Below are 23592 nucleotides of genomic sequence, written 5' to 3'. Positions count from 1 at the left end.
ACGTCGGACGGGGTGACCTCCTCGCCGCCGCCGCGCGCCGCGACCCTACGCTGGGCGCATGACTGACGAGACGCCAGTACCGGGTGTAAGGGTCCTGCTCGCCGAGGACCAGGGGATGGTCCGGGAGGCGCTGGCCGCGCTGCTCGGGCTGGAGGGGGACATCGACGTCGTCGCGCAGGTCTCCCGCGGCGACGAGGTGGTGGACGCGGCGGTCGCCCACGACGTACAGGTGGCCGTGCTGGACATCGAGATGCCCGGGATGACGGGGATCGAGGCGGCGGCGCTGCTGCACCGGCGGCGCCCCGAGACGAAGATCGTGATCGCCACCACCTTCGGGCGGCCCGGCTACCTGCGCCGCGCGATGGAGGCCGGCGCCGACGCCTTCCTGGTCAAGGACGCCCCGGCGGCCGAACTCGCCGAGGCGATCCGCCGGGTGCTGCGCGGCGAGCGGGTGATCGACCCGACGCTGGCCGCCGCCGCGCTGGCCGAGGGCGCCAACCCGCTGACGGCCCGCGAGCGCGACGTCCTGGCGGCGGCCTCGGACGGCGCGGTGAACGCCGACATCGCCCGGCGGCTGCACCTGTCGGAGGGGACGGTCCGCAACTACCTCTCGATGGCGATCCAGAAGACGGACGCCCGCAACCGGGCCGAGGCCGTGCGGATCGCCCGGGAGAAGGGCTGGCTGTAGCCGGTGCGGCGGCCGGCCCCGGCCGGTAGCAGGCGGCCGCCGCCGGTCAGTTGAGGCGGTGGCGGGCCGAGCGGGCGTCCAGCCGGACCCGGGCGGCGGTGTCCGGGTCGAAGGCGTCCAGGATCTCGGCGTAGGAGTCCATCTCGGCGGCCCCGGCCAGGAAGTCGCCGGTGCGCACCAGCAGTTCGGCCCGCTCCAGCCGCAGCTGCGCCGGGTGCCGGGGGAGCAGCAGGGACAGTTCGGTGGCCCAGAGCTGGGTGCGGGCGTGCTCGGGCCGGTCGGCGGCCCAGTTGCGGATGTTGCCGAGCACCCGCAGCACGATGTCCAGCGGCTGGGCGCGGCTGAGCATGCCGGGGGAGAAGGCGTGCCCGGTGGCGTTCACCAGGGCGGCGGCATCCTCCAGGTCGAGCAGCCGCCCGCCGTGGAAGGGATCGGCGAGCACGTAGTCCTCGCCGTCGTCCGGCCCGCCGACGGCGACGATGAAGTGGCCCGGCAGTGCCACGCCGTGGACGGTCAGCCCGGCCCGCGCGGCGACCGCGTTCCACACCAGCGCCAGCATGATCGGCAGACCGCGCCGGCGCCGCAGGACGTCGGGCAGCAGTGAGGACTCCAGCCGGCGGTAGTCGGCCTCCCGGCCGTGGAAGCGCTCCCGCCCGCCGAGTACCGCCGCGAGCAGCGCCGCCGTCTCCTCCGGGGTGCGGGGCGCGCGCTCGGCCACGGCGAGCCGGACGGCGGCCGCGTGCCGGTCGAGTGCGGCCTGGCAGGCGGCCAGCAGCGCGTCCAGGGTGGGCGGCTCCCCGGTGTCGTCCGGGTAGGGGTGGTCGCCGAGGGTGTGCTCGGCGGCCGCGAGCAGGCAGAGCAGCACGGGGTCGGGGTGCTCGGCCCGGGCCTCGGTACGGAAGCGTGTTCTGCTCTGCTCGGTCACGGTGGCGGCGGCGGCTTTCGTGGGTACGGCTGCTGGGAGCTGGGTGTTGCTGGCGGTACTGGCGGTACTGGGCCGGGTGGGGCGCTACCGCTGGGGAAGGCGGACGTACTGGTAAGTGTGACTGGTCGTGAAGCCGAGCCGGTCATAGAGCGCGAGCGCTCCACCGTTGTCGGCCTCGACCTGAAGGTACGCGCCGGTGGCGCCCTCCTCGGCGGCCCGGGCGGCGAGCACGGCCATCATGGCGGACGCCAGGCCCTGCCGGCGCGCGGCTGGGCTGACCTCCACCGCGCCGAAGCCGGCCCACGCGCCGTCGACCACGCAGCGCCCGATGGCGATCGGCGCCCCGCCGCCCTCCTCGCGGACGGTCGCGAACCACACCGACGGCCCGCCGTGGATCACCCGGCGGGCGGCGGCCTCCACCGCCGGGTCGTCGGTGACCCTGCGGTAGAGCGACATCCAGTCGGTGTCCGCCGTACGGGAGAGCCGCACCCGGCGGTGGTCGCCGGCGATCCTGGCGAGGCCGGCCAGCGGCGCGGTGCGCAGCAGCGTCTCCTGGTGCAGGCCGCCGTGCCGCTCCAGCTCCTCGGCGAGCCCCTTGGGCGCGGCCTGCTCGGCCAGTGAGATCCAGGTGGGCAGGCCGCGCTGCTCGTACCAGTGCCGGGCGGCCTCGACGGCTTCCGGCAGCGGCAGGCCGGGGTCACCGACGGCGAGGACGGAGTTGGCGCGGCGGGTGAACCCGGCCGAGGCGCGCAGCGTCCACTCGCCGAGCCGCTCCGTGTCGACGGCGGGCCAGCCGCGGGCGGCGATCAGCTCCAGCTCGGCCGGGCCGGTCGCCGGCAGCGGTGCGCGGCGCGCCGGGAAGAGCGGCACCGTCCTGCCCGCGACCAGCAGCTCTGCCGGGAAGGAGACCGCCGCACCGCTGCGGGGAACTACCGTGAGGCCAAGATCGTCCCAGGATGTGAGCACACCGATCACATCCCGGAACACCGGCCGGTCGGCCACGATCTCCGTCAGCCGCCGTACTGACACGCGTCGTCCCACGTCAGAGCGGTCTATCCGGACCTCGGGGCGGTTCTCGACCGGGGCTCCACCCGCCATCTGGGCACCTCCTGTGCATTTGCGGTCTCTGACCCGCGATACTAGGGGCGGGCATCGACGACGCCGCGCTCACCCGCGCACGCAAGCAAATAGTTAGGGCGGCCAGCCCTTCCGAGGAGGAACGACAGCGTGACCTACGTCATCGCGCAGCCTTGTGTCGACGTCAAGGACAAGGCTTGCATCGAAGAATGCCCGGTTGACTGCATCTACGAGGGCGAGCGGTCCCTCTACATCCACCCGGATGAGTGTGTCGACTGTGGCGCGTGCGAGCCGGTCTGCCCGGTCGAGGCGATCTTCTACGAGGACGACACTCCCGAGGAGTGGAAGGACTACTACAAGGCGAACGTCGAGTTCTTCGACGACCTCGGCTCGCCCGGTGGTGCCTCGAAGCTCGGCCTGATCGAGCGCGACCACCCGTTCATCGCCGCTCTGCCGCCGCAGAACGCCGACCACTGATCGGTGGCAGCCCAGCTGTGAGCAGCAACGACACGACGCACGCGCCGTTCCCGGGTCACCCGGGGGCGGCGCGCCGCGTATCAGACCTCCTGCCGGTCTTCCCCTGGGACCGGCTGGAGCCGTACAAGAGGACCGCGCTGGCCCACCCCGGCGGGCTCTGCGACTTCTCGGTGGGCACCCCGGTGGATCCGGTCCCCGAGGTGATCCAGAAGGCGCTGGCCGGTGCCGGCGACACGCCCGGCTATCCCACCGTCTGGGGCCCGCTGGAGCTGCGCGAGGCGATCGCCGGCTGGCTGCGCCGCCGGGTGGGCGCCGAGATCGGCCCGCAGGCCGTCCTGCCGACGGTCGGCTCGAAGGAGCTGGTGGCCTGGCTGCCGACGCAGCTCGGCCTCGGGCCCGGTGACCAGGTGGCCCATCCGCGGCTGGCCTACCCCACCTACGAGGTCGGGGCGCGGCTGTGCGGCGCGGAGGCGGTGGAGTACGACTCGCTGGACGAGCTGGACCCGGCCCGGGTCCGGCTGCTCTGGCTGAACTCGCCGTCCAACCCGACCGGGCGGGTGCTGCCCGTCGAGCGGCTGCGCGAGGCGGTCTCCTGGGCGCGCGAGCACCGGGTGCTGCTGGTCAGCGACGAGTGCTACCTGGAGCTGGGCTGGGAGGCCGATCCGGGCTCCGTCCTGCACCCGGACGTCTGCGGTGGCGGGCACGAGGGCATCCTCGCCGTCCACTCGCTGTCCAAGCGCTCCAACCTGGCCGGCTACCGGGCCTCCTTCGTGGCCGGGGATCCGGTGGTCGTCGCGGAGCTGCTGGAGATCCGTAAGCACGGCGGCATGATCGTGCCGGCGCCCGTCCAGGCGGCGACGGTCGCGGCGCTGTCGGACGACGCGCACGTGGCCGAGCAGCGCGGGCGGTACGCGGCGCGGCGGGCCGCACTGCGCGGGGCGCTGGAGGCGTACGGCTTCCGGATCGAGCACTCCGAGGCGAGCCTGTACCTGTGGGCGACCCAGGACCGGCCGTGCTGGGAGACGGTGGCCGAGCTGGCCGAACTGGGCATCCTGGTGGCGCCCGGCGACTTCTACGGGCCGGCCGGCGAGCGGTTCGTCCGGGTCGCGTTCACCGCCACGGACGAGCGGGTCGCGGCGGCGGTGGAGCGGCTGCGGCGCTGAGCCGAGGGCCCCGCGAAGGGGCCCGAGCAGCTGGCGAAGGGCCGGGGAGCAGCTGCTCCCCGGCCCTTCGCCGTGTCGGTGCGTCAGCGGTCGGGTCAGCCGATGTTGCCGCCGCCGATACCGCCGAGCAGGCCGCCGACCGGGCCGAGCCCGCCGGTCAGGCCGCCGACCGGGGAGGCGCCGCCGACGCCGGGCAGGCCGCGGGTGGCGGGCGCGCCGCCGAGGCTGCCGAGCAGGTCGGCGCCGGGCAGGTCGGCGCCGGGCAGGGCCTTGGTCATTGAGCCGGTGGGCAGGGCGCCGGTGGGCAGGCCGCCGGTGAGGTTCTCGGCACCGGGCACCGCGCCGGTGAGGGAGCCGGGGGCGGGCAGCTGCGGGGTGACGCCGGCGGTCTGGCTCAGCGCGCCGACCGGGTCGGCGGAGGTGCCGGCGCTGCGGCCGGTGGCGGCCTGCTGGAGCTTGCCGTCCAGCGCGGGGCTGAGCTTGGCGGCGACGGCGGAGAGCGTGCCGGTGGTGGCGGCGGTCTTGTCGACCGGGGCCATCAGCGTGCCGGCCTTCTGGGTCGCCGCGGGCAGGCTGTCCGCGACGATGTTGCCGGTCGCGTCGGAGCCGGCGGCCTGGCCCAGCTCGTGCGTGGCGTTCTGCAGGGTGGTGCCACCGTCGGTGGACGTCAGCGCGCTCAGAGGTGCGGCCAGGTCGGTCTTCGGCACCAGGGCGTCGGCGGACGCGGACCCGGCCGCGACCAGCGGGGTCGCGCCGGCCGCGACGAGCAGCGCGGCCTGGGCGATCCGGCGCTTGAGGGGGAGAGACATGGAGCTCCTAAGAGGTGTGGGTGAATCCCGTCCGCCGGGCGGACGACGTGATTACCGCTTGAGGAGCGAGAAGGTTTCGGTCCGGACAGGTAAAGAGCACGCCAAGAAGGCGTGTCGGCGGCCTGTCGTCATCGGCGGCCCGGCCGGGCGGGCCGCCGATGAAGAATCGTCACTTCCCATGGCCCGAGGGGATCGTCCCGGACGGCCGGAACACCCGCCGGTGACGCGCGGCGCGGGTGCCGGTCGTCGATCCAGGTTGACCGGAATCACCCGGATGGCGGTGTATCGGCCGTCTGTGCGTCAACCGCGCGCCGTTGCGGCGCCGAACGGGCGCCTCAGCCCTTCGGCGCCGCCAGGGTGACCTGCACCAGCGTGGTCGAGGTGCCCGTGCCCAGCGGCTTCCAGCCCTCGGTGGACTTGGCCATCCGCCAGATCTTCCCGTCGTAGGCGACCGTCGCGATCCCCAGCTGCTGCGCCTGCGCCACCGCCCAGTGCGCCACGGCCCAGCCGTTCTCCCGGGCCGCCTCCGGCCCCGAGTCCGTGCTCGACGACGGCTCCGGGGTGAGCGCCACCGCGTGCTCCGCGCCCTTGATGGCCGAGGTGTAGCCGTCGGCCGCCGTCACCGTACGGCCGAACTCCCGGCGCACCCGCTCGGTCAGCTGCTGGGTCCGGTCGGGCGCGGCGGCCGGCGAGGTGGAGGACGTCACGCCGCCGGGCTGGCCGCTCGGCGTGTCGGCGCTGTCCGGCGTGGCGAAGTCATGGACGACGCAGGTGAACGAGCCCGGCTCACGGCCGGTCAGGGAGGACGCGAGCAGCGTCGCCTTGGTCTCGTGCTTGGCGTACGCCTGGGGGTAGCCGCTGCGCTGCACCTGCTGGGCGGCGTCGGTCAGCGGCAGTCGGGTGTAGCCGGGCACCTTGACCAGACCGTCGAGGAACTTGTTGGTGGCGTACACCGGGTCCTTGATCTGCTCGTACGTGCCCCAGCCCTGCGAGGGTCGCTGCTGGAACAGCCCGGCCGAGTCGCGGTCGCCGCCGGTCAGGTTGCGGATCTTGGACTCCTGCATCGCCGTCGCCAGCGCGATCGTCACCGCCCGGTCCGGCAGCCCCCGCGAGTGCGCCACCGCGGAGATCGTCGCGGCGTTCGCGGCCTGCGGGATCTCCAGCGTGCCCGCGCCGGCCGCGGTCTTGACCGTGCAGCCCTCCGGGACGAACTTCTCCCGGTTCAGCCACACCACCGAGCCGGCGATCACGGCGGCCACCACCAGCCCGACCAGGATCCAGCGCAGCAGCCTGCCCCGGCGCGGAGCAGCCTTGCCGCCGCTCTCTCCGCCCCTAGCTCTCCTGGCCACCCGCCGCCCCTCTCGAACCGTGCATTGCCCCGCCACCGTACCTACTCGGACGGGTGTACGGCGTCCACGGTTGCGGACCGCCGCCGCGCGCGGCCCCCGGCGCGTCCGTACCCGGGGCCGGCGCAGGCGTACGGGGTGACGGGCGGACGCCGGGCGGGCGATCGTGGACACGGGCCGGCGCCGGACCGGCCCGGCGATACGCTTGGCGACCATGAGCAGCCCCCATACGTCCCTGGACCTCACCCTCGACGGCGGCGCGCTGACCGCGCAGCTCGTCGACTTCCCGTCCGTCAGCGGCGACGAGCAGGCGCTCGCCGACGCGGTGGAGGCCGCGCTGCGTGCCTACCCGCACCTGAGGGTCGACCGGTACGGCAACAACGTGGTCGCCCGGACGAACCTCGGCCGCGCGGAGCGGGTGCTGCTCGCCGGCCACCTGGACACCGTCCCGATCGCCGACAACGTGCCCTCCCACGTCGAGGGGGACCTGCTCTACGGCTGCGGCACCTCCGACATGAAGTCGGGTGTGGCCGTACAGCTGCGGCTGGCCGCCACCCTGCCCGAGCCGAACCGGGACCTCACCTTCGTCTTCTACGACTGCGAGGAGATCGAGGCCTCCCGCAACGGGCTCGGCCACCTCGCCGCCCAGCACCCCGACTGGCTGGCCGCGGACTTCGCGGTCCTGCTGGAGCCCAGCGGCGCCATGGTCGAGGGCGGCTGCCAGGGCACCCTGCGGGTGCAGGTCAGGCTCACCGGCGTACGGTCGCACGTGGCCCGCAGCTGGCTCGGCGACAACGCCATCCACCACGCCGCCGAGGTGCTCGGCCGGCTGGTCTCCTACCGCCCGCGCCGGGTGGAGATCGACGGCCTGGAGTACCGCGAGGGCCTCAACGCGGTCCGGATCGACGGCGGCGTGGCCGGCAACGTGATCCCCGACGAGTGCGTGGTGACGGTCAACTTCCGCTACGCCCCGGACCGCAGCCAGGCCGACGCCGAGGCGCACGTGCGCGAGGTCTTCGAGGGCTACGAGATCACGGTGACCGACTCCGCTCCCGGCGCGCTGCCCGGCCTCGGCCAGCCCGCCGCCCAGGCCTTCCTGGCCGCCACCGGCGGCCAGGCCCGGGCCAAGTTCGGCTGGACGGACGTCGCCAGGTTCAGCGCGCTGGGCGTCCCGGCGGTCAACTACGGCCCGGGTGACCCCAATCTCGCGCACAAGCGCGAGGAGCACTGCTCGCTCGCCGCGATCGGCGAGGTGGAGGAGCGGCTGCGCAGCTGGCTCACCGGCTCCTGAGCGCCACCTGAAGGTCCGCGAACCGACCTCTCGCCGTTCCCTGAAATCGGGGATCGGCGGGCGTAGGGTTTCGTCATGACAGGCACAGGAGACGAAAAGCACTACGGACACGGCCCTGAGCGGGTGGGCGAGCCCGGGCAGAAGAAGTCCTGGCCGGAGAAGCAGAAGGGGCCGGTCCTGGTCCGGCGCGACCAGGTCGGCACCGGCACCACGGATCAGCGTCTGCTGGACACCACCGGCCCCACCGACTGGCTGCACACCGACCCGTGGCGGGTCTGGCGGATCACCTCGGAGTTCGTCGAGGGCTTCGGCGCGCTCGCCGAACTGCCACCCGCCATCAGTGTCTTCGGCTCCGCCCGGACGGCCGTCGACTCACCCGAGTACGCCTCCGGGGTGGCGATCGGCCGGGCGCTGGCCGAGGCCGGCTACGCCGTGATCACCGGTGGCGGCCCGGGCGCGATGGAGGCGGCCAACCGTGGTGCCTCGGAGGCGGGCGGGCTCAGCGTCGGCCTCGGCATCGAGCTGCCCTTCGAGCAGGGGCTCAACGAGTTCGTCGATCTCGGGCTGAACTTCCGTTACTTCTTCGTCCGCAAGACGATGTTCGTCAAGTACGCCCAGGGCTTCGTGGTGCTGCCCGGAGGTCTGGGCACGCTGGACGAGCTCTTCGAGGCGCTGACGCTGGTGCAGACGAAGAAGGTGACCCGCTTCCCCGTGGTGCTGTTCGGCACCGCGTACTGGAGCGGCCTCTTCGAGTGGCTGAAGAACACCCTGGTCGCCGAGGGCAAGGCCTCGCCCAAGGACCTGGAGCTGTTCCACATCACCGACGAGGTCGACGAGGTGATGAAGATCCTCGCCGAGACCCGCCGCCCCGACCTGATCTAGCGGCCCCCGCCCGGGGCGGGCCGCCCACGCCCACGCCCGCTCCCGGGCCCTTGCCCGCCCGCGCCTTACCTGACCTCAGCCACCCACCACCGGCGAGCGAGCCGAAGGGGCGCGCCGGTGCCGAAAGGGAGGAGCGAGGAAGCGACCGAGGTACGAGGGAGCGCGGGAGCGACGACCGTCGGCGCCGGGCTGAAGCGCCCCGGAGGCGAGCCGAGCGCCAAATGAGGAGAGCGCCCCGGAGGCGAGCCGAGCCCCCAAAGGAAGAGAGCGCCCCGGAGGCGAGCCGAGCCCCAGACAGAAGCTGACCAGCTCACCCCAGACCCCGGCGGGCCACCGCCGGGGGACGGGTGCCCTGGATCGAGGCCACCATGTCGAGCACCTGCCGGGTCTCCGCGACCTGGTGCACCCGGTAGATCCGGGCGCCCAGCCAGGCCGAGACCGCGGTGGTGGCCAGGGTGCCGAGCAGCCGCTCGTCCACCGGCCGGTCGAGGGTCTCGCCGACGAAGTCCTTGTTGGAGAGCGAGACCAGTACCGGGAACCCGGTGGCCGTCATCTCGGGCAGCCGGCGGGTGGCCTCCAGCGAGTGCCGGGTGTTCTTGCCGAAGTCGTGGCCCGGGTCGATGATCAGGGCGTCCCGGCGCACGCCGAGACCGGCGGCCCGCTCGGCCAGTCCGACCGTCACCCGCAGGATGTCCGCCATCACGTCCTGGTAACCGACCCGGTGCGGGCGGGTACGCGGCTCGACGCCGCCCGCGTGGGTGCAGACCAGCCCGGCGTCGTACCGGGCGGCGACCTCGGCGAGCGCGGGGTCGTACCCGCCCCAGGCGTCGTTCAGCAGGTCCGCGCCGACCTCGCAGACCGCCTCGCCGACCTCGTGCCGCCAGGTGTCCACGCTGATCACGGCCTGCGGGTGGCGCTTGCGCAGCTCCGCCACGAAGGGCACCGTGCGACGCAGTTCCTCCTCGACCGTGACCTCCTCGCCCGGTCCGGCCTTGACCCCGCCGATGTCCAGGATCGCCGCGCCCTCGGCCACGGCGCGGTCGGCGGCGGCGAACGCGGCCTCGTCGGCGAAGGTGGCTCCGCGGTCGAAGAACGAGTCCGGAGTGCGGTTGACGATGGCCATGATCACCAGCTCGTCGTCGCCGAACTCACGCGGTCCCAGGCGCAGTGCCACCGTTGTCTCCTCCACAGCTGCTGCGGGTGCGATGATGGCCCCCGGCCTACTCGGGGACCATGATCCCACTGTTATCGGGGCCGGCCAGGAAGTCGGGAGGACAGCTCGTGTTCTGGGTGATCGTGGCGGCGATGGCCGTGGTGGTCGGAGGCGCCGCGCTGGTGGCGCTGGGCGGTGGCGGCTCGCTGCCGGAGGCGGTGCACGACCGGATCGCCGCCAGGCTTCCGCAGGACCGTCCGCTCAGCCGCCACGACGTGGACGAGATCCGGCTGCCGATGGCCGTGCGCGGCTACCGGATGGACGAGGTCGACGACGTGCTCGACCGGCTGGGCGCGGAACTCGCGTACCGGGATTCGCGGATCGCCGAGCTGGAGGCCGCGGCCGCCCTGCGCGGCGCGGTGGAGGCCGGACCGGACGCCGAGCCGGGGGGCGAGCCGCTGCCCGGCCTGGAGGCGTTCGCCAAGGTCGTCGAGTCGGCCGAGGCTCCGTCCGCGGCTCCGGCGGCCGACCAGGCGCCGGAGACCGCCGGCGCGGCCGCCGAGCGCCCAGCCGACCGCCGGGCGGACCACCCGGCGACGGACGACCGCCCGGCGGACCGATGACCGGCACCGTGCCGGGCCCCGACGGGCTGCTGCGCTGTGCCTGGGGCAACTCCTCCGAGGACTACCGGGAGTACCACGACGGCGAGTGGGGCCGGCCGGTGCACGGCGACGACGCGCTGTTCGAGCGCGTCTGCCTGGAGGCGTTCCAGTCCGGGCTGTCCTGGATCACCATCCTGCGCCGCCGGGAGGGCTTCCGGGCGGCGTTCGCGGGCTTCGAGATCGCCGAGGTCGCCGAGTTCGGTGAGGCGGACGTGGAGCGGCTGCTCCAGGACACCGGCATCATCCGCAACCGGGCGAAGATCGAGGCCTCGATCGCCAACGCCCGGGTGGCGCGCGAGCTCGACGGCGGGCTGGACGCGCTGATCTGGCGCTATGCCGTCGACCCCGGCCGCCCGGCACCCCGGTCGCTGGAGGAGGTGCCGGCCGTCACGCCCGAGTCGACGGCACTGGCCAAGGAGCTGAAGAAGCAGGGCTTCCGCTTCGTCGGCCCGACCACGGCCTACGCCCTGATGCAGGCCTGCGGTCTGGTCGACGACCACCTGGCGGACTGCCACGTCCGCGCGGCCCTGAGCTCCGGGTCCTGACGCCCGGGTCCTGACACCCGGCCACCCCGCTCGCGAGCCCGCCCCTCGGCTCCGGCTCCGGCTCCGACGACACCGCGCGCCGGCCGTGCACCGGCCGCCGGCCGGACGCCGGGCCGACCGGCACCCGGTGCCGACCGGCCGTCAACGCCCGGCCCGTGGCGCCCGCTCCCGGGCTAGCGGCCGAGGTAGGCGGGCTTCTCCTTGGCGATGAAGGCGCGGACGGCCTCGCGGTGGTCGGCGCTGGCGCCCGCGAGGGTCTGCAGTTCGTCCTCCTTGTCCAGCAGGTCGCTCAGCGAGTGGGCGGCGCCGTACGACAGCGACTCCTTGATGGCGCCGTAGGCGACCGTCGGGCCCTCGGCCAGCTGTTGGGCGAAGCTCCGTGCGCTGGCGGCGAGTTCGGCCGCCGGGACGACCCTGGTGGCCAGGCCGAGCTGGAGCGCCTCGGGCGCCTTGACGGTGCGCGGCAGCATCAGCAGCTCGGTCGCGCGGGCGTGCCCGACCAGCCGGGGCAGCGTCCAGGAGGCACCCGAGTCGGCGGTCAGCGCCACCCCGGCGAAGGAGGTGTTGAAGCCGGCCGAGTCGGCGACGATCCGGAAGTCGCAGGCGAAGGCCAGCGAGGCACCGGCGCCGGCGGCCACCCCGCCGACGGCCGCGACGGTCGGCTTGCGCATCCCCGCCAGCGCCCGCACCAGCGGGTTGTAGTGCTCGGCGACGGTCTTCAGCGCGCCCTCGCCGGTCTCCTCGGCGCGCTTGAGCAGGCCCAGGTGCTCCTTGAGGTCCTGTCCGACGCAGAACGCCTTGTCGCCGGCGCCGGTGAGCAGCACCGCCCGCACCGCCGGGTCCTCGGCCGCCGCGGTCACGGTGTCCCGCAGGGCCACCTTGGTGGGCGTGTCCAGCGCGTTCATCGCGTCCGGGCGGTTGATGGTGATCACGGCGAGGCCGCCGTCGAGCTCGTACAGCACGGAGTCGGACATGAGGCTGTGGGCTCCCGAGGTCGTGGGGTGAGGGTGCTGTGCCAGGATGCCGGAGCCGGAGCCCGCGTGGGGAGTGTGAGGTATCGCACCTTTGGGCGGCGCGCAGGTGGCGCGCGAATCGCCGCCAGGACGGGGCTTTGGGTAGGAAATCGGCCGTTGTGGGCGGGTCCGGCCGTGGTTGCGGTGAGAGTGATGTTGGTCATCAGGCCGTTGCATGCGGGATAATGGCTTCCGATCAATGCGTTCGATACCGGCGGTGGACGGACCACCGGTACGTAGCTGAGCGGTTGCAGGAAGGGGAACGAGCATGGCGGCCATGAAGCCGCGGACGGGTGACGGCCCGCTCGAGGTCACCAAAGAGGGGCGGGGCATCATCATGCGCGTTCCGCTGGAAGGCGGCGGACGCCTGGTGGTGGAGCTCACGCCGGACGAGGCCGACGCCCTGGGCGAGGCGTTGAAGAAGGCCTGCGGCTGACCGCAGTGGGTGCTCCCCTCATCTCCTGGAGATGTGCACGGGGCCCGGACCGACGACCTGTCGGCCCGGGCCCCGTGGCGTTCGCGGGTGAGGGCGCGCCGGGGTGCACGGCAGTTCCGGGGTGCACGGGGGTGCCGGGGGTGTGTCGCCAGGTCAGCGCTTGACGGCGCAGAGCAGGCCGTCGCTGACGGGCAGCAGGGCGGGCAGCAGGTCCTCGCTCTCCCGGACGTCCCGGACCAGCTCGCGGACGGCGTGGGTCTGCGGGTCGCGGTGGGATGGCTCGGCGAGCCGGCCCTCCTGGAAGACGCCCTCGAAGCAGACCATGCCGCCGGGGCGCAGCAGCCGCAACGATTCTGCAAGGTAGGCCTGCGATTCAGCCGGGTCGCCGTCGCAGAAGACCAGGTCGTACTGGCCGTCCGCGAGCCGGGGCAGCACCTCCAGTGCCCGGCCTGGGATGAACCTGGCCCGGTTCGCGGCGAAGCCGGCGGCCAGGTAGGCCTCGCGTGCCAGCTGCTGGCGCACCGGCTCGGAGTCGACGGTGGTCAGCACGCCGTCCGGGCGCATCCCGCGCAGCAGGTAGACGCCGGACACACCGGTGCCGGTGCCGATCTCGGCGACCGCCTTGGCGTCCAGCGCGGCCGCCAGCAGTCGCAGAAAGGCCCCGCCGCTCGGTCCGATCGCCCTGATCCCGGTCCTGGCGGACTGGGCGCGGGCGTAGGTCAGGACCGCGTCCTCGCCCACGTAGGTGTCGGCGAGGGCCGCACGCTCGGGCCCGAACTCGGTGATGGCTGCCTCTTTCGGAGCGCCGGGTGTCGACCCTGTGCCGACCGGATGTCGATATTTCCTGCCACAGATTACTGGCCGCCCGGGAACCGCGTCCGGCGGCGGGCCGTTGGTGCAGTTGGGAACGGACGAAGGCGCGGACGATCGGAGTGCGCACCACAGGGCCACCGGTCGGTGGCGGGCGTGTTCGGCCGGGGGTTGAGCACGTTTATCCAGATCTGACGGGTGAGGTGGATATGGTGGTTGCCCTGCTGGCCAGAAGAGCCGACCGAGGAGGTGTGGCCGAGGGCGACGTCCCGGTGCGGCGGCAGCTCCGCGGCACCACGTCGGTCCGTACGCCGAAGCCCGTGATGAACCAGTCTGCGCCCACCCCCCTGGACATGCCGGCCGACGGCACCGCCGAGGCCCCCGCTGCTCTCGCCACCTTCGCCGAGGGCCCCGACGCGCAGACCTGGACTCCGCCATCCTGGGAGGAGATCGTCGAGGCGCACAGCGCCCGCGTCTACCGGCTGGCCTACCGTCTGACGGGCAATCAGCACGACGCCGAGGACCTCACCCAGGAGGTCTTCGTCCGGGTCTTCCGCTCGCTGTCCACCTACACCCCGGGGACGTTCGAGGGCTGGCTGCACCGGATCACCACCAACCTCTTCCTGGACATGGTCCGCCGCCGCCAGCGGATCCGCTTCGACGCCCTGGGTGACGACGCGGCCGAGCGGCTGCCCAGCCGTGAGCCGAGCCCGGCCCAGCACTTCAGCGACACGCACTTCGACGCCGACGTCCAGCAGGCGCTGGACACCCTCGCGCCCGAGTTCCGTGCCGCCGTGGTGCTCTGCGACATCGAGGGTCTCTCGTACGAGGAGATCGCCGCGACGCTCGGCGTCAAGCTCGGGACGGTACGCAGCCGGATCCACCGCGGCCGTTCGCACCTGCGCGCCGCGCTCAAGCACCGCGCGCCGGGCGCCGCGCCCGGCCGTGAGCGCCGGGGCGGCTCGGAGGAGCCCGTACCGGTCGGCGCGGTCAGCGGCGACGGGGGTGGCGCCCCCGAGAGGCGTGGACGGAGGCGGTCGTGAGCGCTGTCGGCCGATCCGGTCCAGAACAGCACGAGCCAGGTAGGACGCAGGCCAGGCGCGGTAGCGGCTGGGCCCAGCTGGGCCGCAGGGGCACGGTCGAGCCCGAGCCGCCCACGGCCACCGCGCCACCCGCCCTGGATGCCACACTGCTCCCACTGCGGACGGCCGAGCCCGCCGCCGAGGAGCACCATCTCGGTGACCGGCTCTCCGCGTTCGTGGACGGCGAGCTCGGCCACGACACCCGCGACCGCGTCCAGGCCCACCTGGCGACGTGTCCGCAGTGCCTGGCGGAGGCGGACGAGGGCCGTGCCGTGAAGCACCTGCTGACGCACACCGTCACCCCGGCCCCCTCCTCGACGCTGATGGCCCGGCTGCTCGCGGTCGGCGCCCTCCAGGACGACCTCCCCGAGGAGGACCCCCGCGCCCCGCGGCGGGACAGCCGGGGCGAGCACGACGATCACGACGACCGGGGCGACCACCGCGGCGGCCCCGGCGGCGGGGTGGCCGCGAGCGGCACGCTCGGCGGCAGCCGGCTGAACGGCGGCTCCTTCGGCCGTGGCGCCGGGGCCTCCTTCGGCGCGGGCGCGCTGGGCGCGGACGCACCACTGCCGGGTGTCGACCCGAGAGCCTTCGGCCGCGGTTCGGTGCTGCGCCCGCTGATGGGCCGGCGCAGCGCGCATCCGGCGCCGGCCGGGCCGCTGGCGGCCGCCGCGCCGGCCGTGCCCGTGGTCCGGGCCCCGGCGCCGCGCGGGCGCCGCTTCGTCTTCGCCGCCGCCGGGGCCTTCTCGGTCGCCGCGGTGACGCTGGGCGGGGTGGGCGGCCTCTCCTCCGTCGCGGGGGAGGACCAGCACGGCACCGCCGTCACCCCGGCGCGGGCGCCCGGCGGCGGTGGCGCCCCGGTGCCGATGACGGCGCCGGTCCCGGTGGACTTCCCGCTGCTGCCGGCCTCGGCCACACACAGCGCGGGCACGGTGCCGGAGCGGCTCGACCGCCTGCCGCGGTCGTACGGCGCGGGCCTGCACACCGAGAACCGGCCGTAGGGCCGCTCCGGCCCCGGGGGCCGTGGGGCCGGTCCGCCTCGGCGGCCGTCCGGCCGGTGCAGGAGAGACGAGGGCCATCGGCCGGTCTTCACCACGGCTTCATCACGTCGTGGGCGACGGACCAGTCGGTGGCCATTACGCTGTAGGCACCGTTGTCAGAAGAGCGTGGGAGCTTACGTGTTCCAGGACATAGGCGGTCTGGAGGTCATCACGCTGGTCATCATGGCCATCGTGATCTTCGGGCCGGACAAGCTTCCCAAGCTGATCCAGGACACCATGGGGTTCATCCGGAAGATCCGGTCCTTCGCGGACAGCGCGAAGGAGGACATCCGCAGCGAGCTCGGCCCGGAGTTCAAGGACTTCGAGTTCGAGGACCTGCATCCGAAGACCTTCGTCCGCAAGCAGCTGATGGGCGGCGACGAGGACCCGCTGGGGTTCAAGGAGATCCGCGAGAGTCTGGACATCAAGTCCGTGCTGGACGACAAGCCGGCCGCCGTGGTGAACGGGCGTTCGGGCAGCGTCAACATGGACAAGAGCGCCCCGGCGGCCACTTCGGCGGCCGGCCGGCCGCTGGGTACGGGCGAACGCCCGCCGTTCGACCCCGACGCGACCTGATCCACCGCCGGGACCGGCCCCGCGTCACCGGTGCCCCGGCCCGACGCCGCCCCGCCCGGCCCCTCGGCTGAGCGGGGCAGCGGCGTGTCCGCCGCTATTGTGCTGATTGTCCAGCTGTGCTCTCCGTCACTTCCGAGCCCCTCCCGGGGCCGTTGAGCACTGCGGGAACACCGGCGTGCGCCACGATGGGAGCGCGCAGCGGCAGGGAACACATGCGTTTGAGGAGGCCCGGGGATGGACGCGACGAGTCATGCGGTGGGAACGGCGACAGCAGGGGGGCCGGGGCCCGGCGGTTCGTTCGGCGCCGTGGTCGGCGGCCAGGCGCGCCCGGCGGACCCGCTGCTGCCCTACCTGTCGGCGGACTTCCCCTGGTACGGGCTGGACGACGGCTGGACCGGCCGGCGCTGGCTGCTCCAGGCCGGCGCCGGCGGCCCGCGTGCGGGGCAGTCCACCGGCGTGGACTACGGCACCCTGGGCCACGGCGAGGAGCCGGCGAGACAGTACGAGGCCAGGGACGTCCGCCGCTTCGCCGTGGTGGTGACGGTGGCCCGCCGCGACGTGCGGCGCAGCTCGGACAACACCGGCACGCTGGAGGCGACGTCCGCCTCCTCGGCCGCCTGGCTGGCGGGCTCCGGCCTGCTCGCGGCCACCTGGCCCGGCCAGCTGGACCGCGCGCTGCGCCAGGACTGGCTGGACCAGCAGACGGCGCTGGCCTGGGATCTCGCCGACGACCTGGCGGGCCCCGGCTGGTCGACCCTGAGCCTGCCCGTCAACGGTCTGCCGCAGCCCTTCCGCTACCGGGAGTCGGAGTACGGCTGGGTGCTCGCGGGTGAGGCGCCCGGCGTCCTGCTCGGAGCGTACGGGCGTGGCGTCAGCGCCTACGGCGTCGGCTTCTCCACCGTCCCCGACCTGACCGCCTACACCCGCCCGTAGCCCCACCCGGGCCCGCCGACCCGCCGGCTCCGCCGCATACGCGACGGGGCGAGGCGGTTGATACCGCCTCGCCCCGCCACCACGGCCGTCGGCCGCTCAGTGCCCGGTCAGAACTTGTTCCTGGGGGTCAGCCCGAGGGAGAGGCCCGAGAGGCCGCGCTGGCGACCGCCGAGCTTGCCCGCGACGGTGCGCAGGGCGGCGCCGGCCGGGGAGTCGGGGGCGGCCAGGACGACCGGGGTGCCGTCGTCGCCGCCCTCGCGCAGCCGGACGTCGATCGGGATCGAGCCGAGCACCGGCACGGTGGCGCCGACCGAGCGGGTCAGCGCGTCGGCGACGGTCTGCCCGCCACCGGTGCCGAAGACGTCGATCATCTCGTCGCAGTGCGGGCAGGGCATGCCGGACATGTTCTCGATCACGCCGACGATCTTCTGGTGGGTCTGCAGCGCGATCGTCCCGGCCCGCTCGGCCACCTCGGCGGCGGCCATCTGCGGGGTGGTGACGATCAGGATCTCGGCGTTCGGCACCAGCTGGGCGACCGAGATCGCGATGTCGCCGGTGCCCGGGGGCAGGTCGAGCAGCAGGACGTCGAGGTCGCCCCAGTACACGTCGGCGAGGAACTGCTGGAGCGCGCGGTGCAGCATCGGGCCGCGCCACACCACCGGGGCGTTGCCCGGGGTGAACATCCCGATCGAGATGACCTTCACGCCGTGCGCGGACGGCGGCATGATCATGTCCTGGACCTGGGTCGGGCGGCCCTCGACGCCCAGCATCCGCGGCACGCTGTGGCCGTAGATGTCGGCGTCCACGACGGCGACCTTCAGGCCGTCGGCGGCCATCGCGGCGGCCAGGTTCACCGTCACGGAGGACTTGCCGACTCCGCCCTTGCCGGAGGCGACCGCGTACACCCGGGTCAGGGTGCCCGGCTTGGCGAACGGGATCTCCCGCTCGGGGGCGCCGCCGCGCAGCAGCTGGGAGAGCTCCTTGCGCTGCTCCTCGCTCATCACGTCGAGCTCGACCTCGACGCCGCTCACGCCGGGGACCTTCCCGACGGCCTGGGTCACCCGGCTGATGATCGTCTCGCGCATCGGACAGCCGGAGACGGTCAGGTAGACCGCGACGCGCACGGCGCCGTCCTCGGCGATCTCGACCGATTTCACCATGCCGATCTCGGTGATCGGGCGGTTGATCTCCGGGTCGTTGACGGTCGCCAGTGCCGCGCGTACGGACTCCTCCGTCACACCGACCGCAACCTCTGTCTCGTTGGCCATGCCTTGATGGTACGGCGCCGGGAGTTGGCTCCGACTCGTCGGTAGCGTGCCGCCGGTCACAGCATGCTGGAGGGCTCCCGCTGGCCGTCCAGGTCCTTCAGCAGCGCCTGGAGCTCGGAGCGGATGAAGTCGCGGGTGGCCACCTCGCCCAGGCCCTGCCGCAGTGCGGCGACCTCCCGGGTCAGGTACTCGGTGTCGGCGATGTTCCGATCGCTGCGGCCCCGGTCCTGCTCCATGTTGACGCGATCGCGGTCGTCCTGGCGGTTCTGCGCCAGCAGGATCAGCGGCGCGGCGTAGGAGGCCTGGAGCGAGAGCATCAGAGTCAGGAAGATGAAGGGGTAGTCGTCGAAGTGGACGGTGTCGGGCAGCAGGGTGTTCCAGGCGACCCAGACGACCACGACCACCGTCATCCAGACGATGAACCGCCCGGTGCCCAGGAAGCGAGCGATCCGCTCGGAGAGCTTGCCGAACGCCTCCGGGTCGTACGTGGGCAGGTTGATCAGGCCGGGGCGGGTGGTGCGCGGCTGGTCCAGCCGGACCCGGGCGGTGCCGGTGCTGGCGCTCTCGGTGCGCTGCATCCGGCTGCCCTCCCGGGCCCGCAGCTGGCGCAGCTGTCGCAGTTCGACCTGCAGCCGCTGACGCGGGCCGTCCTCGCGCCTGCCCTTGCGGTCAGCGTCCACCGGCCACCTCGCTCTCCTTCGGCCCGATGCCCTCGGGTGCCCCGACGCCCTCCGGCGACTCGATCCGGGTGTCCGCGTGCAGCCCGACCTCGCGCCAGTCCTCGGGCAGCAGGTGGTCGAGCACGTCGTCGACCGTCACCGCGCCGAGCAGGTGGTCCGCCTCGTCCACCACCGCCGCCGCGACCATGTTGTACGTGGCCAGGTAGCTGGTGATCAGCGGTAGCGGGGTGTCCGGCGGCAGCGGGTCCAGGTCGTCGTCGACCAGCGTGCCGACCAGGGTGTACGGGGGTTCACGCAGCAGCCGCTGGAAGTGCACGGTGCCCAGGTACTTGCCGGTCGGGGTCTCGGCCGGCGGGCGGCAGACGAAGATCTGGGCCGCCAGCGCGGGCTTGTGGTCGGCGATCCGGACCCGGGCCAGCGCCTCGGCGACGGTGTCCACGGGCTCCAGCACGATCGGCTCGGTGGTCATCAGACCGCCGGCGGTGTTCTCCTCGTACGCCAGCAGCCGGCGCACCGGGGCCGCCTCGTCGGGCTCCATCAGCTGGAGCAGGCGCTCGGCCTCCTCGCCGGGCAGCTCGGAGAGCAGGTCGGCGGCGTCGTCCGGGTCCATCGCCTCCAGGATGTCGGCGGCGCGCTCGTCCTTCAGCTTGCCGATGATCTCGACCTGGTCGTCCTCCGGCAGCTCCTCCAGCACGTCCGCGAGCCGCTCGTCGTCCAGTGCGGCGGCCACCTCGGCCCGGCGCTTGGCGGAGAGGTGGTGCAGCACGTTGGCGAGGTCGGCGGGGCGCAGCTGGTCGAAGGTGGCCAGCAGGTTGGCGGCGCCCTGGTCCTCCTCGGTGAGCGAGAAGCCGGTGACCTCCTGCCAGTCGAGGGTGAGGGACTCGCCCTTGGCCTTGCGCAGCCTGGTCGGCCGGCCGGTCTGCACGAAGACCTTGCTGATCTCCCACTCGCGGACCCGGGTCTGCACCATCGCCACGTCCAGGACGGTGACCTCGTCGCCGGTCTTGACCCGCAGCACGCGGCGGTCCAGCAGCTCGGCGAGGACGAGGGTCTCGGCGGGGCGCTGTTCGAAGCGGCGCATGTTGATCACACCAGTGGTGAGCACCTGGCCGGACTCAAGGCTGGTCACCCTGGTCATCGGCAGGAAGATCCGCCGGCGGCCGACCACCTCGACCACCAGGCCGAGCACCCGGGGCGGGCGCCCGCCGATGCGCAGCGTCACCACCACGTCCCGGACCCGGCCGACCTGGTCGCCGTTGGGGTCGAAGACCGCCACGCCCGACAGGTGCGAGATGAAGACCCGGCTGATTGCCCCTGCCATGGACTCCCTCGACTCCCTCGATGCCGATGCGCACTCGCGGCCAAGGCTACCCGGGCGCGTGGGGGGCAGCCCGCCGGGCCGCAGGTGGGTGTGAGGGCGGTGCGGCGGGCCCGGCGCGGCCCGTTGGACCTGCGGTCGGCCGGGCCGCTCGGCTCCGGGTCGTTCATGTCCGGGCCGCTCATGTCCGGTGCCGACGGTTGTCGCTTTTCGGCGCCGACGCGTTGGATCAGCCCCGGCGGCGCTTGAAGAGCAGCTTGGGCAGGCCTGCGGGGATCGGCCGGCGGGTGGTGGCGGGTGAGGGCATCGGGGCGGTGGCGTGCGAGCCGTCGGGCATGGCGCCGGGCTGCTCGCTCAGCCCTCCGACGGGCTCCAGGCGCAGCACCCGGCACTCGCGGGCCCAGCGTTCGGTGATGGTGTCGGTGTCGGGGGCGTTCAGCCGCTTGCCCTTGAGCTCCTCGACGGCGCCGAGCCAGGCCTCGCTCTGCGGGGCGAGCTCCGAGACCCGGGCGCGCCAGCCGGTGAGACGGCCCCACTTGTCCTTGCTGCGGACGGTCACCTCGGCGCCGGCCCCGGCGGTCAGCCCGTGCAGCGGCTGCTCGCCGCCGTCGCCGACCACCACCACCGCGCCGTCGTACCAGGCGTGCCACAGCGCCTGGCTCTGCTGCTGCCCGTCCGCCCGGACCCAGAGCAGGCCGGACTTCTTCGCGGCCTCCTCCAGGAGGGCCCGGTCGAGGAAGTCGTCGGCGGTCGCGGCTGCGGCGGGCGTACGGTCCATGGCGCACAGCGTAAGGCCTGTGGCGTCCGCGGGGTGTCTCACCCGTCAGGACGACAGTTCCGTCAGCGCCGCACGGGCCTTACCGTAGTAGCGCCCGTCGGCCGGCCCGGCCGCTGACCAGACCAGACCAGCTCAGCCCAGTCCCGCCCGGCCCGCCGGCGGGCCCGCCAGCGAAGGAGACCCGTGCCCGCCGCCCGGCCCGACACCGCCGCCCCCGCCCGCACCGCTGCCGCGCCCGCCGCACCGCACGCCCTGCCCAGGGCCGACCTGATGCTGCTCGCGGTCTCCATCGGCGGCATCTCGCTCTCCGCCCCGCTGATCAGCGCGACGGCCGCGCCCGCGCTGGCGATCGCGCTCTGGCGCAACGTCATGGCGGTGGGCGCGCTGGGGCCGTACGCGCTGCTGCGCCACCGGGCCGAGCTGCGCGGGATCGGCCGGCGGGCGCTGCTGCTGGCGGTGGCGGCGGGCGTGCTGCTCGCGGTGCACTTCGCGCTCTGGATGCCGAGCCTGCGGATGACCTCGGTCGCCTCGGCGACGGCGCTGGTGACCACCACCCCGCTCTGGACGATCCTGCTGATGCGTCTGGTCGGTGTGCGGGCGCCGCGCCCGGTCTGGATCGGGATGTGCGTGGCCTTCGCCGGGGTGCTGGTGCTCACCGGCGTCGACCTCTCGCTCTCACCCCGCGCGCTGGCCGGTGACGCGCTGGCGCTGGGGGCGGGGCTCGCGGCGGCCGGGTACGTGCTGCTGGGCGCCGAGGTGCGCAGGACGGTCAGCACCACCGCGTACACCCTGGTCTGCTACACCACCACGGCCATGGTGCTGCTGGTGGTCTGCCTGGGGGCCGGGGCACCGATGTCGGGCTGGCCGGCCGGCGTGTGGTGGCAGATCGCGCTGCTGATGGTCACCGCCCAGCTGCTGGGGCACTCGCTCAGCAACCGGGTGGTGCGCACGCTGGGCCCGTCCGTGACCTCGACCGCGATCCTGCTGGAGACGCCGGGCGCGGCCCTGATCGCGGCGCTCTGGCTGGGTCAGTGGCCGCCGGTGGCCGCGTACCCGGCGGTCGCGCTGATCCTGGCCGGCCTGGTGCTGGTGGCCCGGGGCGGCCGGCGCTGAGAGCCGCGCGGCGCCGCTCCGTGCCGGGGTTCGCCCCAGCCCCGGCCGAAAGCGCGCCCCGAGCGCCCCGGAGGCGAGCGGGCGGAACTACAGCCAGCCGTTGCGCCGGAAGCCCCGGTACATCCCCACGCAGATCGCGGCCACGCTGCACAGCACCATCGGGTACCCGTACTTGTGGTGCAGCTCGGGCATGTAGTCGAAGTTCATCCCGTACACGCCGGTGATCATGGTGGGCACGGCGAAGATCGCCGCCCAGGCGGTGATCTTGCGCATGTCCTCGTTCTGCGCGACCGAGACCTGCGCCAGGTTGGCCTGGAGCAGTGAGTTGAGCAGCTCGTCGAAGCCGTGCACCTGCTCGGTCACCCGGGCGAGGTGGTCGGCGACGTCCCGGAAGTACTTCTGGATGTCCGGGTCGACCAGCCGCTGGAGCGGCTCGGAGAGCTGCTGCATGGGCCGCAGCAGCGGGGTCACCGCGCGCTTGAACTCCAGCACCTCGCGCTTGAGCTGGTAGACCCGCCCGACGTCGGTGCCCCGGCCGCCCTTGTTGGAGAAGACGTCGAACTCGATCTCGTCCACGTCGGTCTGCAGCCGGTCGGCGACCAGCAGGTAGTTGTCGACCACCTGGTCGGCGATCGCGTGCAGCACCGCGGACGGGCCCTTGGCGAGCAGCCCGGTGCCGTCGCTGTCGGCCTCCAGCCGGTGGCGCAGCTCCTGGAGCGAGCTGTGCCCGCCGTGCCGGACGGTGATCACGAAGTCCCGGCCGGCGAAGACCATCAGCTCGCCGGTCTCCACCACCTCGCTGGTCGGTGTCAGCTGGTCGTGCTCGACGTAGCGAATGGTCTTGAACACCGCGAACAGCACGTCGTCGTAGCGCTCGACCTTGGGGCGCTGGTGGGCGTGCACGGCGTCCTCGACGGCCAGCGGGTGCAGGCCGAAGCGCTGCGCGATGCCCTCGAACTCGGCCTCGGTCGGCTCGTGCAGGCCGATCCAGCTGAACGATCCTGCGCTCTCCTGCAGGGCCTTCGCGGCCTTCACACGGCGCGCCGCCTCGCGCGGGCTGCAGCTCTCCCCGGCGCGCTTGCCGTCCTGGTAGACGGCGCAGTCGACGACCGCCGAGGGGGACTGTCCGGGGTGGATCGAGTCGTACGCCTGGCCGGTGCGCCGGCGGTGTGGTCGGACGGCGGCACGCAGGTTGTTGATCATCGACATGGCAGGGCTCCTTGGGCAGGAGCCGTCGCACGGCGGCGCGGTGACAGGGGCCGTGGTACGACGGCGGGGAACACCGGTGGACGCCGGAGCCTGCGGTCAGTCCTCGGCCTTGCTGGGGCGCGATGGGGGACGACGCGGTTCCGGGGAGGGTGCTCTCCCGGCCTGGTCTGACACTGCCTCAATAGCCTCGGCGGGCACAGCTGTTTCAGCCGGCGTTACGAGGGGTACGGGGAAGGCGACCGGGCCGGGTAGAGCTGCCGGTACTGCATGGTCGGCTGGTATCCACCGCAACCACCTCCTTCACGCCGCTGCCCCGGA

Annotated in this window: 25 protein-coding genes; 13 read left to right on the top strand and 12 right to left on the bottom strand. The window is 73.6% G+C overall.

Annotation, left to right across the window (positions count from 1 at the left end; translation table 11 throughout):
- The first annotated feature begins 58 nt into the window (after positions 1–58).
- On the top strand, positions 59–688 hold the full coding sequence (locus ACIBH3_RS01155; RefSeq protein WP_396309725.1) for a response regulator transcription factor: 630 nt from the start codon (positions 59–61) through the stop codon (positions 686–688).
- 46 nt (positions 689–734) lie between these two features.
- Here the strand turns inward: ACIBH3_RS01155 and ACIBH3_RS01150 are convergent, their stop codons facing one another.
- Both ACIBH3_RS01150 and ACIBH3_RS01145 read right to left on the bottom strand, forming a co-directional pair.
- Complete coding sequence (locus tag ACIBH3_RS01150) at positions 735–1613, bottom strand: transglutaminase family protein (protein WP_396309724.1); 879 nt, start codon at positions 1611–1613, stop codon at positions 735–737.
- 84 nt (positions 1614–1697) lie between these two features.
- Positions 1698–2654, bottom strand: coding sequence for a GNAT family N-acetyltransferase (locus ACIBH3_RS01145; protein WP_396309723.1), 957 nt, complete (start codon positions 2652–2654; stop codon positions 1698–1700).
- 186 nt (positions 2655–2840) lie between these two features.
- Here ACIBH3_RS01145 and fdxA point away from each other — a divergent pair, with 186 nt between their 5' ends.
- Positions 2841–3167 (top strand): ferredoxin, encoded by a 327-nt coding sequence (gene fdxA, locus ACIBH3_RS01140; RefSeq protein WP_030061559.1) that lies wholly within the window; start codon positions 2841–2843, stop codon positions 3165–3167.
- A gap of 17 nt (positions 3168–3184) precedes the next feature.
- Positions 3185–4330: a succinyldiaminopimelate transaminase gene (dapC, locus tag ACIBH3_RS01135; RefSeq protein WP_396309722.1), complete on the top strand. Its 1146-nt coding sequence runs from the start codon at positions 3185–3187 to the stop codon at positions 4328–4330.
- A 95-nt stretch (positions 4331–4425) separates the two neighbouring features.
- Here dapC and ACIBH3_RS01130 read toward each other — a convergent pair whose 3' ends face one another.
- Positions 4426–5139 (bottom strand): hypothetical protein, encoded by a 714-nt coding sequence (locus ACIBH3_RS01130; protein WP_396309721.1) that lies wholly within the window; start codon positions 5137–5139, stop codon positions 4426–4428.
- Between the two features lie 335 nt (positions 5140–5474).
- Positions 5475–6488, bottom strand: a complete 1014-nt coding sequence (locus ACIBH3_RS01125) for a hypothetical protein (RefSeq protein WP_396309720.1) — start codon at positions 6486–6488, stop codon at positions 5475–5477.
- Positions 6489–6699: 211 nt separating this feature from the next.
- On the opposite strand from ACIBH3_RS01125, the gene dapE reads away from it, so the two are divergent.
- Both dapE and ACIBH3_RS01115 read left to right on the top strand, forming a co-directional pair.
- A complete protein-coding gene (gene dapE / locus ACIBH3_RS01120; protein ID WP_396309719.1) occupies positions 6700–7776 on the top strand; it encodes a succinyl-diaminopimelate desuccinylase in 1077 nt (358 codons plus the stop codon).
- Positions 7777–7851: 75 nt separating this feature from the next.
- Positions 7852–8658, top strand: a complete 807-nt coding sequence (locus tag ACIBH3_RS01115; RefSeq protein WP_396309718.1) for a TIGR00730 family Rossman fold protein — start codon at positions 7852–7854, stop codon at positions 8656–8658.
- A 310-nt stretch (positions 8659–8968) separates the two neighbouring features.
- Here ACIBH3_RS01115 and folP read toward each other — a convergent pair whose 3' ends face one another.
- The gene (gene folP, locus ACIBH3_RS01110; protein WP_396309944.1) at positions 8969–9781 is read right to left on the bottom strand and encodes a dihydropteroate synthase; all 813 of its coding nucleotides are present in this window, start codon (positions 9779–9781) and stop codon (positions 8969–8971) included.
- 158 nt (positions 9782–9939) lie between these two features.
- On the opposite strand from folP, the gene ACIBH3_RS01105 reads away from it, so the two are divergent.
- Complete coding sequence (locus ACIBH3_RS01105; protein ID WP_396309717.1) at positions 9940–10434, top strand: DivIVA domain-containing protein; 495 nt, start codon at positions 9940–9942, stop codon at positions 10432–10434.
- A complete protein-coding gene (locus tag ACIBH3_RS01100) occupies positions 10431–11018 on the top strand; it encodes a DNA-3-methyladenine glycosylase I (protein WP_396309716.1) in 588 nt (195 codons plus the stop codon). The genes ACIBH3_RS01105 and ACIBH3_RS01100 overlap by 4 nt, the downstream gene beginning before the upstream one ends.
- Positions 11019–11191: 173 nt before the next feature.
- On the opposite strand, the gene ACIBH3_RS01095 is transcribed toward ACIBH3_RS01100, so the two are convergent.
- Positions 11192–11992, bottom strand: a complete 801-nt coding sequence (locus ACIBH3_RS01095) for an enoyl-CoA hydratase-related protein (protein WP_396309715.1) — start codon at positions 11990–11992, stop codon at positions 11192–11194.
- Positions 11993–12299: 307 nt separating this feature from the next.
- Between ACIBH3_RS01095 and ACIBH3_RS01090 the strand changes: the two genes are divergently transcribed.
- Positions 12300–12467 (top strand): DUF3117 domain-containing protein, encoded by a 168-nt coding sequence (locus ACIBH3_RS01090; RefSeq protein WP_014137929.1) that lies wholly within the window; start codon positions 12300–12302, stop codon positions 12465–12467.
- A gap of 153 nt (positions 12468–12620) precedes the next feature.
- On the opposite strand, the gene ACIBH3_RS01085 is transcribed toward ACIBH3_RS01090, so the two are convergent.
- On the bottom strand, positions 12621–13322 hold the full coding sequence (locus ACIBH3_RS01085; protein WP_396309943.1) for an O-methyltransferase: 702 nt from the start codon (positions 13320–13322) through the stop codon (positions 12621–12623).
- Between the two features lie 278 nt (positions 13323–13600).
- On the opposite strand from ACIBH3_RS01085, the gene sigE reads away from it, so the two are divergent.
- The 4 genes from sigE (at position 13601) to ACIBH3_RS01065 (ending at position 16908) form a co-directional block, all read left to right on the top strand.
- The gene (gene sigE / locus ACIBH3_RS01080) at positions 13601–14320 is read left to right on the top strand and encodes an RNA polymerase sigma factor SigE (RefSeq protein WP_396309714.1); all 720 of its coding nucleotides are present in this window, start codon (positions 13601–13603) and stop codon (positions 14318–14320) included.
- Complete coding sequence (locus ACIBH3_RS01075) at positions 14317–15360, top strand: zf-HC2 domain-containing protein (protein WP_396309713.1); 1044 nt, start codon at positions 14317–14319, stop codon at positions 15358–15360. Before sigE ends, ACIBH3_RS01075 begins: the two co-directional genes overlap by 4 nt.
- A 177-nt stretch (positions 15361–15537) precedes the next feature.
- The gene (locus tag ACIBH3_RS01070; RefSeq protein WP_396309712.1) at positions 15538–15975 is read left to right on the top strand and encodes a sec-independent translocase; all 438 of its coding nucleotides are present in this window, start codon (positions 15538–15540) and stop codon (positions 15973–15975) included.
- 234 nt (positions 15976–16209) lie between these two features.
- Positions 16210–16908 (top strand): hypothetical protein, encoded by a 699-nt coding sequence (locus ACIBH3_RS01065; protein ID WP_396309711.1) that lies wholly within the window; start codon positions 16210–16212, stop codon positions 16906–16908.
- A gap of 107 nt (positions 16909–17015) precedes the next feature.
- Here the strand turns inward: ACIBH3_RS01065 and ACIBH3_RS01060 are convergent, their stop codons facing one another.
- The 4 genes from ACIBH3_RS01060 to ACIBH3_RS01045 form a co-directional block, all read right to left on the bottom strand.
- Entirely contained in the window at positions 17016–18176 is a 1161-nt protein-coding gene (locus tag ACIBH3_RS01060) for an Mrp/NBP35 family ATP-binding protein (RefSeq protein ID WP_396309710.1), read from the bottom strand.
- A 56-nt stretch (positions 18177–18232) separates the two neighbouring features.
- Complete coding sequence (locus ACIBH3_RS01055) at positions 18233–18754, bottom strand: DUF1003 domain-containing protein (RefSeq protein WP_396309942.1); 522 nt, start codon at positions 18752–18754, stop codon at positions 18233–18235.
- 91 nt (positions 18755–18845) lie between these two features.
- Positions 18846–20177, bottom strand: coding sequence for a magnesium transporter MgtE N-terminal domain-containing protein (locus tag ACIBH3_RS01050; RefSeq protein WP_396309709.1), 1332 nt, complete (start codon positions 20175–20177; stop codon positions 18846–18848).
- Between the two features lie 226 nt (positions 20178–20403).
- Positions 20404–20952, bottom strand: a complete 549-nt coding sequence (locus ACIBH3_RS01045) for a hypothetical protein (RefSeq protein ID WP_396309708.1) — start codon at positions 20950–20952, stop codon at positions 20404–20406.
- A 183-nt stretch (positions 20953–21135) separates the two neighbouring features.
- On the opposite strand from ACIBH3_RS01045, the gene ACIBH3_RS01040 reads away from it, so the two are divergent.
- Positions 21136–22065, top strand: coding sequence for a DMT family transporter (locus ACIBH3_RS01040; protein WP_396309707.1), 930 nt, complete (start codon positions 21136–21138; stop codon positions 22063–22065).
- Between the two features lie 87 nt (positions 22066–22152).
- On the opposite strand, the gene corA is transcribed toward ACIBH3_RS01040, so the two are convergent.
- Positions 22153–23274, bottom strand: coding sequence for a magnesium/cobalt transporter CorA (corA, locus tag ACIBH3_RS01035; protein WP_396309706.1), 1122 nt, complete (start codon positions 23272–23274; stop codon positions 22153–22155).
- Between the last annotated feature and the right edge of the window lie 318 nt (positions 23275–23592).

Origin of the sequence: Kitasatospora sp. NPDC050543, assembly GCF_044457565.1 — a bacterium.
Taxonomy (GTDB): domain Bacteria; phylum Actinomycetota; class Actinomycetes; order Streptomycetales; family Streptomycetaceae; genus Kitasatospora.
This window is presented reverse-complemented; position numbering and strand designations above follow the sequence as displayed.